Source organism: Synechococcus sp. H60.1, from assembly GCF_047462335.1.
Classification (GTDB): domain Bacteria; phylum Cyanobacteriota; class Cyanobacteriia; order Thermostichales; family Thermostichaceae; genus Thermostichus.
On record NZ_JANSJA010000128.1, the window covers coordinates 1 to 10,457 of the forward strand.

The following is a 10,457-nucleotide window of genomic DNA, read 5'->3' on the forward strand; positions in this document are numbered from 1 at the left end:
TGGCGCGGGTGAGGGTTTGTTCGTTGAGGCGGTAGCGGGCGCTGTAGCGGGTGGGCTGAAAGGGATCCGTCAGGTTGCGCTGCACCGAGAGGGAAGTGGCGGGCCCCAGATCGCGGGCCACTTCCAGGGCCAGGCCCACCGAGGAACGTCTGGGGGCACGGGTATCGACCTGGGGGACGGGGCTGAGGCGAACCTCATCCAAGCCGAGGGTGTCCCGCAGCGTCTCCACCACATCGTTGAGTAGGGCTGTTCCCGCCAGTCCGGCCACCCCGGCTTCTGGATTGAGTTGGGCCAAAGCTGTTCCCCCCAACAGGGCGACAATCTCTTCTGGGGAGCGGCTGGGGCTGCTGGAAAGCGTCAAAACCCCGTTGCGGGGATCCGCAGCCGCAAGCTGGCTGGCCCGTCCGTTGACAGTGGCCAAGATCTCGATGCTCTGCTGGGATCCCGGTAGGGTGCGGTTGGTCTCAAAAGGAGAGAGCTCCTGGGGAAAGCGATACACCTCGAAGGCTTGGGTCACCAGGCGCAGGTTTAAAAAAGGATCGAAGGGGTTGTCCAGGTCAAAGGTGGCGGTGTTGGGGCGGGAGCGATCCAGGCGAAAGTTGGCAATGGGCAGGCTGACGCGGCCTCGCTCCAGGGCAATGGTGCCCGCCGGACGTAGATCTTGGGGAGTGCCAAACAGGCGCAAGCTGCCGCTGGCGTTGAACTCAAATAGGTTGGGGCGCTGCACGCGGATCCCAGGCCCCAAGACCAGCTCCAACCCGTTCAGCCGCGGCTGCCAGAAGGGATCTACCTGAGTCGCGTCTGTAGGAGCTGCCGCTTGGCGCGGGCTGACATCGACGATTCCATCGGAGATCTCTAGGTGTCCCTCCATCAGAGGCCGCAGCAGCAGGCCGCCCACCGTCACCTCTCCTTCCAGGCGGCCTGTGTAGAGGTTGGGCAGGTTGAGCTGGATCCCTTGCAGTTGCAGCGTTAAGGGTGGCGCGGTCTCGTCCCTCTGCAGGGCGCCGCGGGAGTTGACGGGCAAAAAGCCGTTGGCCAACAGGGATCCGCCCCCCAACTGGCCCCGCAGCTCCCGCACCTCCAATTGGTTGAGGTTAAAGACGATTTGGCCGGTCAGGTCGGTGATGGGCTCCGGCAGGGCGGCCAGTTTGAGGATCCCGGAGCCGAGGCTGAGGTTCCCCTGCAGGCTGGGCTCTCGCAAGGTGCCGCGGATGGCCAGCTCCAGTTGGCTTTGGCCGCCCTCCCAGCGCACCTGGTCGGTGAAGAGGTTGACCAAGCGCAGGCCGCCATTCTCGGCTTGCAGGCTGAGGTCGATCTGATCCGAGGCGGCCCGCACCTTCGCAAAGGGCAGGGTGTAGGGCACCAGGCCAGAGAGGCGGATCGGCTCGTCGCCGTTGGCCAGCAGGGCGCCTTCCAAGCGCAGTTGTCCCTGGTGGTAGTCAAATTGTCCCCCCACCTCCTGCAGCGGCACCTGGTTGATCTGGGCGTTCACCACCGTCAGGGAACCGCGGGCAAGGGGATCCCGCAGGTTGCCTGCCAGCTCCACATCCAGGTTGAGATCCCCTTGGAGTTCCAGCCCATCCGGCAGGAAGCGATCCAGCAAAGCCAGAGGAAACCCTTGAATTTGCAGGGATCCCGACTGTTCCTCCAGGCCCAACTTGCCGGTGAAAAGGGCTTGGCGTTCCCCACTGCGCAACAACAGCGGCTGCAACACCACCGCCCCCTCGACCAGGCTGCCGCTGGCGGTGAGGCTTTCAACACCAAACTCCTCCGCTTGCCAATTCTGGCCCTCCAGGTGAAAGCTGACGCTGGGCCGGTTGAGGTTGCCGACGAGGCTGACGCTAGCCTGAAATTCCCCCCGCAAGCTGGTGGGCGGCGGGATGCGGGGATCCATGCGGCTGGCCAGGGCCTCCAGGTGGGCAGCCAGGATCTGGGCGTAGTATTCTAGCTGCTCCCAGAGGGGATGGTTGGGCAGACCAACCGGATCCGTCCGCAGCACCGCGGCAGGGCCCAAAGGTGGCAGCCGAAAACCGCGGCTGGTGATATCGCTCCACTTCCGCCACTTGAAAGTAGAAATGATATCTTCCAGGCGACCCCGGCGGGTGCTGATCTGCAGGTCGATTTGGGGAACGGGAGCCGCCGAGGTGGGATCCAGAGAGGTCGCCGGCAGCTCCAAAGTACCGCTGGCGGTGTAGAGGCTCTGGAACAGCTCCAGTTGGGCTTGGGCAAGGGTCAGACGAGCGGGGCGAGAGTCGTCTCCAGGGTGGTAAGCGAAATCCACTGCAAGGCCCTGCGCCTCGAGATTGCCCAGTCGCAGCCCCTCGACCGCAGCTTGACCTTGAGCAGCGCCACTGGCCAGGTCAAGCGCCACCTCCCCATCGAGGGTTCCCTGCAAGCCGGCCCATGCCCCAGCAGCCACCCCCCCCAGCCAAGCTAGCGGCAAGCGGTTCGCCACCACCTGCAGCTCATCTTGCTGTCGTTGGCCGCGCACTTCCGCCTCGCCCCGCCGCAGCTCGAACTGCAAGGGCCGAAACTGGGGATCCAACTGCAGCGCCAGCCGCTCCCGCGTCCCCGCTAGCTCCACCGTCGTCCCCTGGCTAGACCAGCTAAAGGGCCCAGCCAAGTCGGCAAAGGCTACCTCCCCCACCTGCAAACCGCGCAACTGGGCCTCCCCCGTCACCTGTAACTCCTCCAGGGAGCCGCGGAGCTGCCCGGATCCCTGCAGCACTCCTGCCACCCTCGGCGGCAGGCCGGGTACTTCTGCCAGGGGGATCCCGTCAGCGGCAAAGTTCAGATCCAGGGATCCCACCTGCAGCGTCTGCGGGTCTACGGGGATCCGTCCCTCTAGCCTGGCCAAGCGGGTGGTGCCGGCCAAGATCTCTGCCTGCTGGATACGCAGGTCAGATCCTTCCCAAGCTAGCTGGCCGCGGATGCCGTCAACCCATGGCCATCTCCTCTCTCCCAAAGGCTGGGACAGGGCTAGCGACCCTTGCGCTCGCAACGCCGCCAGGAAACCCACCTCCGCCGCCTCCGCCGTGTTCATCTGCGCCATCAGCTCCCCGGAGAGGGATCCCGGCCACTGGGGGTTAAAAAAGGCCAGCGGCAGATCCTGGGGAGCCAGCCGCGCCTGGAGTTGCCCTGCCGCCCACCGCCCCGCCACCTGGGCCTGCCCCCCGCCCAGCTCCAACACGGCCTGCGGCACCTCCACCGCCCAGCCCCCCGCCTCGGGCAAGATCTGAAGCTGTCCTCTGCCGGCAATCTCTCCCCCTTGGGTTTCCCAGGTGGCCTCCACCTGGGGCCGGGATCCCGTCAGCGCCACCTGTACCTGAGCACTTACTGGCCCCGCCCAGGGCAGCTCGCCCCGCCGCGGCAGGTTGAGGTCGTAGAGGGCCAGCACCTGCTCCACGTCGGCCCCGCTGACCTGCAAATTGAACTGGCCCGCCAAGCCGGCAGCCCATTGCAGTTGTCCGGATCCCTGGATGCGTCCGCCGGCGGCCTTCAGGTCAATTTCCTCAAAGGCCAAGGTCTGGTCGGCCCAGCGGAAGCCAAAAGCATATTCCGGCACCGCCAGGCGATCCACCTGCCCCGGCGAGATCCCTTGCAACTGCCCTTGGATCTGCGGCCCCTTGAGCGGCCCAGTAACCGCCAGGGATCCCGCCACCACCCCTGCCGCCGCCACCGGCAGCTCAAAGTTGAAAGTCTCCTGGATTTGCTGCCAACTGGCTGGAGCCATGACAGCTTGCAGATTGAACCCCTCGTTGTCGCCGAAGGCAATGGAGCCGTTGAGATCCCCGAAAGAGAGCTGGCCAAAGCGACCGCTCACCCCCTGCAGATCCAGCTCCTCTAGGGTAAAGCGAACAGAGCCCTTCACCTCTTCAAAAGGATGCGGCAACCTCTCCAACCCCAGCCGCGCCTGCTGAACCTGGGCTTGCCCCGTCAACTCCCAAGGGCGTTCTCCGCCCCAGAGGACTTGCAGATCCAGACTGGTCTCCCCTTCCACCTCGGTCAAGGGCGCCGCCGGCAAGACGCTGGGCAGCAGCTCCAAAGGCAGACGCTGGGCGGCCAGCGTCACCGCGCCAGAAGCCTGGGCGAAATCCGCCACCCCCCTAAGCTGCAAGGGATACCCTCCTTCCCTCTGCAGAGGACGCAGCCGCGCCGAGAGCTGGAAACTGGCCCGATCCCCTCCCCCCGGCGGAGCACTCAGCCACACCTGCACCTGGCCCTGCAGATGGTCAAACTGGCGCCGCTCCCCCACCAAAGGGATGGCCGTCAGGGATCCCTCCTGCAAACGGACGTTCAGCCCCTGCAAGGGCAGGGATCCCTCCCCTTCTGGAAGTTGAAACTGCACATCTGCCCAGCCGCGATCCAGCGTTTCCATCAGCAGCAACTGGGGCCGGTTCAGGGTAATGTTGAGCACCCACTGGCCTGTTTGTAGCCAGGTCCAAAAGTCGGGGCTGAGGTCGATAGAGCCGATGCTGGCCAAATGTTCGATGTGGCTTTCTCCCAGCCTCACCTGCCAAGGGGCCACAAACCTTACCTCCCCCAATTCCACCCGCCGGCGCATCGCCTGCGAGAGGGTTTCTTCTACCTGGGGCAGCACCTGATTTTGAAGATACGCCCCGATTCCCCAGGCGGCGCCCAAGGCAGCAGCCGTCAAGCCCAAACCCAGCCCCGCCCCCACCCCAATCCAGGTCTTGGAGGAGAGGGGAAATCGTTGCTCTTTCTCGCGCTGATCTTCGCCCAACACCCACCCTCAGGGATCCGAACCACCCCAGTTGAGAAGCCCTGTTTGGCCCGCAGGCCGGCCTCCTCTGAATAGGGGAAGCTGCCCCCATCCTACCCAAGGACTCCCGGCCTGCCACGAGGGGACAGAGAGAAGAGATCCCTGCCCCGAGCCGCAATCCCCTGCCCGCGGAAAAATACCGTCTCGCCCGCAGGGATGCTAAGCTATCTCCACGCCCGAGATCGGGCCTCCATCTTCTGTCGAGATAGACAAAAGGAGAAAAGCCATTCCGGAACCTCTGTCTCTGACGGTCAGCTTGCGCGGCAGCCACGAAGCGCTGCAAAACTGCCAGGTCTTTTACCTGACGGGCCTTCTGGATGCCTTTTCTGAGCCGGTCTTTGTTAAGGTGGTCACCAAATACTTAGAAGAGGGATCCCCCAACCTTATCCTGGATTTGACGGGGATCGACTTCATCGATAGCTCCGGCGTCGGTGCCCTGGTGCAATTGGCCAAGCTGGCACAGGGCCGTGGAGGTATCTTTCAGGTGGTGAGCAACCCCCGCGTCACCCAAACCGTGAAACTGGTACGGCTAGAAAAGTTTTTGTCCTTGCGCAACTCTCTGCAGGAAGCCTTGGATCGCCTGAGGGAGGAAGGCACGGGCAATCCAGAAACCACCTGATACATGGGCCTGGGAACTTTTTGGGGGATCAGTGCTGGAGCCGGGGATCCCGAGTGGCTGACCCTCAAAGCAGCCCGCATCCTCGGCGCCGTCCGCTGGGTGGCCTGCCCTCAGAACGCCATCGGCCAGCCGGGTTTAGCCTATCAAATCGTGCGCCCCTGGCTGCGACCGGAACAAACCCTATTGCCGTTGCATCTGCCCTTTGTTACCCAAGTTGAGCTTCTGCAGGCGGCCTGGCAAGCGGCTGCCGAGCAGCTGGCCCCGCTTCTAGAACGGGGTGAGGATGTGGCCTTTGTGTGTGAAGGAGATGTGGGCCTCTACAGCACCTTTGCCTACCTGGCCCAGGCCCTGCAGCAGCGGATCCCTGACTTGCCCATCCAGGCCATACCGGGGGTGTGCTCTCCCCTGGCTGCCGCCGCCGCTCTCGGATCCCCTTTGGCGCTCGGCTCCGAGAAATTGGCGATCCTACCCGCTCTTTTTGCCCTGGCGGAGCTGGAGGCGGCCTGTGCCTGGGCAGACGTGGTCGTGCTGATGAAAGTGGCCCCTGTCTATCCTCAGGTTTGGCAGTGGTTGGCGGCAAGAGGTTGGCTGCAGCAGGCCAGCTTGGTGGTTTGGGCCGGTTGGCCGCAGCAAGTTCTCTTCCCCACCCTAGAAGAATTGGCCGACTATCGCCCCCCCTACTTTTCCCTGCTAATCCTGCACTCTCGGCCCCGGAATTGAAGTTCTCCCCGACACCCTTCTGAAGTGGGAGGCCCACTGAAGCCGGGTCGAGTGGCCTCGGTTAAATCCTCGGCTGAGCTGGGGACCCAGCCCCCCTGCTTTCTGAAAAGTTTCTAAAAAGTAGACCTTGCTTCTGGAAAAAGGCAGAGGATCCGACTGCAAGATCTACTGGAGACCTATGTTGAAGAAATATGGGAAGGACGATTAAAGAAATGACCTAGACTGTTAAGAACAGTTGCCAGCCATTGTAGAGGGATTTGACCCAAGCTAGATTAGAGATGTGGTGATTCAAGCAAGGAGGATAATATCTCAGCTTCATCTCAAAGGCGAGACACCAGCCTGCAATCTGCTCAAGCTCAAAGCTCCCTGTCGGTCAACGTTTTGATCCAATCTCATACGAACTTCCGATCCGTTGCGCCGGCAGGTTTCTATAGCAAGTGGTTGTCTTGCCCAGCGGGGCACCTGGCACCTACGACAGGTTTTCCTCCAAGGAAGGGACATGGGAGCTAGATCAAATAGCGGTCGGGTCTGTTGAGGTTAGCCGCTGCAACGATAAGAGGTCGTTTACCTCTGGTGAGATGGCAAGATGGCAAGCGGCTTTACCGGTTGAGGAGGTGCTGGCCTGCTATTTCGAGTCTCCGTTTAGGATCAGGGAAGAGGTGGAAAACCGATGCTCGGTTGGGTTCAGGTGCCCCCCCCCTGCAGACTCTGGCGAATCACGACTCTGCTCAGGAGGTCAAGGGCTGCGGGCTTTAGCAATTTTGGGTTCGCCCAGTTCATAGTTTCACTCTCGCTTGGAGGAGGTTTTTATGCTTGCCTTTCTCTCGAAAATTGCTAGAGCAGTTATCCGCGTGTTCACGCCTGCCAAGTCTGATCTGATTGAAGTAGGTTACCAGCCCATTACCGATGATGTCTATCGTGTCAAAGGCTCAGCTCGCTATGCGGGTGAGCTGTAGGGCACAGTGCGAGAGCGGGTCAGGTTTTGGCGCTTCAACACTCGGGAGCAGAGCTTCAAAAGTGGGTTCGTCAGGTAGCTGTTCCACTTTCCCCGTCGATTGAGCAGTTGAACTCATCAAAAGGAGGAGGGTGAGCTCGGAACAATCGAATAGAAGCTCCAACAAGTGAAGAGATAGCGAAGTTTGGGTGCAGGTGACCTGCATCAGGGTGGGTAGTTTCCCCCCACTTAGGTTTTACTGGTTCAGTGGCGGTGCCGCTGGGGTTGCCGCCACTTCTTGTTGGTTGCGAGTTGCGTGCAGCTTCTCTGCGAAAATAGCAAGGACGCTTGCAACAGATGCTTGAGCGCCCTGTTTTCCTCTGTGTTGCCCTCCCTCGTGGTCTATCCCGTCACACTGGGTGATCTGGATCCCGTGGCGGAGGTTCTCGCCCAGGTGTTTTATCCGCCTTTGGGTCTGCAGGGCTGGCTTTACCCGATTCACAAGCTGGGCATCCGCCAAGATTTGTGCCTCAAGCTGGCGGCCAGGGATCCGCACTACTGCTGCCTGGCGGCGGCGGTGGGATCCGAGGTGGTGGCCACTGCTGAGATCTCCTTGCGGGCCATGGCCCATGGCAAGTATCCCTATCTTTCCAACTTGGCGGTGTTGCCCGCTTGGCGGCGGCGCGGGATCGCGCGGCAGCTTTTGCTCAGCGCCGAAGGCGTGGTGCAAGGTTGGGGCTATCGCCAGTTGTATCTGCACGTGGTGGAAGACAATCTGCCCGCCCGGCAGCTCTACGCCCAACTGCGCTACACTCCCATCCAGCGCACCTCTCAACTTTGGCGGTGGCTGGGGATCCCACCCCAGCTTTTGCTCTGCAAGTGGCTGCTGTGAAGTTATGTAAACTAGAGTTAGGGAGCTGGAGAGATGTTGCCGTGATTGTCAAAAAAGTGGCCAGGATCGGGCGCTGGCTGGGCCTGGCAGGGTTGTTTGCGGTTTTGCTGGTGAGCTTTGTAGGTGTCCAGTCTGCCTTGGCCCAGTGGGGCACCACTCCCCTGCCGGAGATCGGGGCGCCGGCGCCGGAGTTTGAGCTGCCGGATCAGTCGGGCCAGGTGCGGCGGCTGGCGGATTTTCGCGGCAAGTGGGTGGTGCTCTACTTCTATCCCCGCGACTTCACTTCCGGCTGCACGATCGAGGCCCGCCGCTTTCAGCAGGATCTGCCCAAGTTTCAGGCTCTGGGGGCACAAATTGTGGGCGTAAGCGCCGACTCGGTGGACTCCCACCGGCGGTTTTGCACAGCAGAGGGGCTGCAATTTCCTTTGCTTTCGGATCCTGAGGGCACCGTTAGCCGCGCCTACGGCTCCTGGATGGGGGAGATGGCTCTGCGCAACACTTTTTTGATCGACCCCGACGGGATCCTGCGGGCCATCGACCCAATTGTCAACCCCTATCGGCACAGTGCCGAGGTTTTGGCCCAATTGCAAGAGCTTACCCAGGCCGGCTAGTCCTGTGGGCCAAAGGTCTGCTCGAACTCTTGCAGCAGCTCGTCGATTTCCTCGAGGGCTTGATTGACATCGACCCGCAAGCTGCCCAGGTCTGGCTTTTCCAAAAGCTTGACCAAAGCTGGCCGGCGCTCACGAATGCGCTTGATACGCTCTTTTAAGGCGGCAATTTCGGCTGCGTCCATGGCTACAGAGATTGTTTCAACTTCTCCAGCCTATCGCTTTCCCACCCGGATTGTCGCCCATCGTGGGGACCACACCCACGCTGAGGAGAATACCCTGGCCGCTTTTGCGGCGGCCATCGAAGGCGGGGCCGACGGGATTGAGCTGGATGTGCGCCGCAGCCGCGACGGGATCCCGCTGATTTTTCACGATGCCGAGCTGGAGGGGCAGCCGTTGGCGGCGCTCACCTGGGCCGAGATCCGCGCCCGCAAGCCCATGATTCCCACCTTAGAGGAGGTGCTGCTTCAGGTTGGAGGCAAAATTGCCCTCGACATCGAGCTGAAGGAGGCCGGCTATGAAGAACAAGTCCTTGCCTTGATTGGCAAGCAACTGTCCCCGGATGCCTGCGTGCTCACCTCCTTTTTGCCCCAGGTGGTAGGGCGGCTGAGAGAGCTTTTGCGCCGCGGCAGTTCCGCTCCCCCTTTCCAGGTTGGCCTGTTGGTGGAGGCGCAGTCGGAGGAAGAGAAGGGATCCCCCTTGGCCTATTGCCGCGAGCTGGGGGCCGACTTTCTCGCCCCCCACTACTCTTGGCTGAACCTGCCGTTTTTGGCGGCGGCGGCCCAGGCTAGGATCCCGCTCTACGTCTGGACGGTGAACGACCCGGAGATCATGGCCTTCTGTTTGCGCCCGCCTGTGGAGGAGCTGCCGGTGCAGGGGCTAATCACCGACCGCCCTCAGTTGGCGCTACAAATTCGCGCCCAGCTCTGGGCCGCCTCCTGAGGATCCCCTGCCCTAGACCATGGGCACAAATTGCACCGGGAAAGCGCCCTTTTGCACCACCCCTTCTGGGGTTTTGTGGAGGATCAGCAAGGATTGGGATCCCTGGCTTTCGCCCACCGGCACTACCAACCTGCCCCCCACCGCTAGTTGATCCAGCAGCAGCGTCGGCAGGGTTGGGGGGGCTGCTGTGACCACGATGGCGTCGTAGGGGGCGTGTTCCGGCCAACCTTGATAGCCATCTCCCTGGCGCACCTCCACGTTGCGGTAGCCTAAGGCAGCAAGGGTTTGCTGGGCACGGGCGGCCAAGGGAGACAAACGCTCCAGGCTATACACCTGTCGGGCCAGCTCGGCCAAAATGGCCGCCTGGTAGCCGGATCCGGTGCCGATCTCCAGCACCACCGATTCGGGTGTGAGGCAGGCCGCCTCGGTCATGAAGGCAACGATGTAAGGCTGAGAGATCGTCTGGCCGTAGCCAATGGGCAGCGGGCAATCCTTGTAGGCGCGATCCCGCAGCTCCGGGGGAACAAAAAGGTGACGCGGCACCTTGCGCATTGCTTCCAGCACCCGCGGATCGCGGATCCCCCGCTGCAAGATTTGCTCCCTCACCATCCGTTCCCGTTGGGCAGCAAAAGGACAAGCCTGCCTCTCCCCACCGCCAGCGGCAGGCTCAGGAGCGTCCAACTCGGCAGCCGGGATCCCAGCCCAGGGGTTAGAAGTCCTCTTAAAGAGAGATGAGAACAACCTTACCATTGGCGCACAACCTCCGAAGCTAACAGCTTGCCGGGATTTTCCGGGAATGCTGCGCCGTAACTGCACCCAGCTCGGGATCCCTTAACTCGATTCTGGCCCACTTCCCAAGAGACTTCCAGCTTTAACGTAAGGTGCGGAATTCCCCACCGTACAGACGGTGGGGATGGATAGCACCCTCTGACTGATTCTGGATGTATTGCTTCACAATT

The 10,457-nt window shown here is 61.9% G+C and carries 9 protein-coding genes; 6 read left to right on the forward strand and 3 right to left on the reverse strand.

Going from position 1 to position 10,457, the window contains the following annotated elements; genetic code table 11:
* Window positions 1-4,744 (reverse strand): translocation/assembly module TamB domain-containing protein (locus tag NW852_RS06825; protein ID WP_414426583.1); only part of this gene is annotated, 4,744 nt, incomplete at its 3' end.
* Between the two features lie 295 nt (window positions 4,745-5,039).
* On the opposite strand from NW852_RS06825, the gene NW852_RS06830 reads away from it, so the two are divergent.
* The 5 genes from NW852_RS06830 to NW852_RS06850 all read left to right on the forward strand — a co-directional run bounded on the left by NW852_RS06830 (window position 5,040) and on the right by NW852_RS06850 (window position 8,559).
* Entirely contained in the window at window positions 5,040-5,402 is a 363-nt protein-coding gene (locus tag NW852_RS06830) for an STAS domain-containing protein (RefSeq protein WP_414368918.1), read from the forward strand.
* Between the two features lie 3 nt (window positions 5,403-5,405).
* Window positions 5,406-6,122: a precorrin-2 C(20)-methyltransferase gene (locus NW852_RS06835; protein ID WP_414366035.1), complete on the forward strand. Its 717-nt coding sequence runs from the start codon at window positions 5,406-5,408 to the stop codon at window positions 6,120-6,122.
* An 809-nt stretch (window positions 6,123-6,931) separates the two neighbouring features.
* Window positions 6,932-7,078: a hypothetical protein gene (locus NW852_RS06840; protein WP_414366036.1), complete on the forward strand. Its 147-nt coding sequence runs from the start codon at window positions 6,932-6,934 to the stop codon at window positions 7,076-7,078.
* A 360-nt stretch (window positions 7,079-7,438) separates the two neighbouring features.
* Entirely contained in the window at window positions 7,439-7,948 is a 510-nt protein-coding gene (locus tag NW852_RS06845) for a GNAT family N-acetyltransferase (RefSeq protein ID WP_414386000.1), read from the forward strand.
* 41 nt (window positions 7,949-7,989) lie between these two features.
* The gene (locus NW852_RS06850; RefSeq protein ID WP_414366038.1) at window positions 7,990-8,559 is read left to right on the forward strand and encodes a peroxiredoxin; all 570 of its coding nucleotides are present in this window, start codon (window positions 7,990-7,992) and stop codon (window positions 8,557-8,559) included.
* Here NW852_RS06850 and NW852_RS06855 read toward each other — a convergent pair.
* Window positions 8,556-8,741 carry a hypothetical protein gene (locus NW852_RS06855; protein WP_414366040.1) on the reverse strand — a complete coding sequence of 62 codons (186 nt, stop codon included), beginning with the start codon at window positions 8,739-8,741 and terminating at the stop codon, window positions 8,556-8,558. The genes NW852_RS06850 and NW852_RS06855 overlap by 4 nt on opposite strands.
* On the opposite strand from NW852_RS06855, the gene NW852_RS06860 reads away from it, so the two are divergent.
* Window positions 8,740-9,498, forward strand: coding sequence for a glycerophosphodiester phosphodiesterase (locus tag NW852_RS06860; RefSeq protein WP_414372799.1), 759 nt, complete (start codon window positions 8,740-8,742; stop codon window positions 9,496-9,498). The two genes, NW852_RS06855 and NW852_RS06860, sit on opposite strands and share 2 nt — an antisense overlap.
* 12 nt (window positions 9,499-9,510) lie before the next feature.
* Here NW852_RS06860 and NW852_RS06865 read toward each other — a convergent pair whose 3' ends face one another.
* Entirely contained in the window at window positions 9,511-10,248 is a 738-nt protein-coding gene (locus tag NW852_RS06865; RefSeq protein WP_414399254.1) for a protein-L-isoaspartate(D-aspartate) O-methyltransferase, read from the reverse strand.
* Window positions 10,249-10,457 lie beyond the last annotated feature (209 nt).

Excerpts from the sequence above, each read along its gene's own strand:
- NW852_RS06855 (WP_414366040.1), bottom strand. The coding sequence starts at position 8,741 with ATGGACGCAGCCGAAATTGCCGCCTTAAAAGAGCGTATCAAGCGCATT.
- NW852_RS06865 (WP_414399254.1), bottom strand. The coding sequence starts at position 10,248 with ATGGTAAGGTTGTTCTCATCTCTCTTTAAGAGGACTTCTAACCCCTGG.
- NW852_RS06835 (WP_414366035.1), top strand. The coding sequence starts at position 5,406 with ATGGGCCTGGGAACTTTTTGGGGGATCAGTGCTGGAGCCGGGGATCCC.
- NW852_RS06860 (WP_414372799.1), top strand. The coding sequence starts at position 8,740 with ATGGCTACAGAGATTGTTTCAACTTCTCCAGCCTATCGCTTTCCCACC.
- NW852_RS06840 (WP_414366036.1), top strand. The coding sequence starts at position 6,932 with ATGCTTGCCTTTCTCTCGAAAATTGCTAGAGCAGTTATCCGCGTGTTC.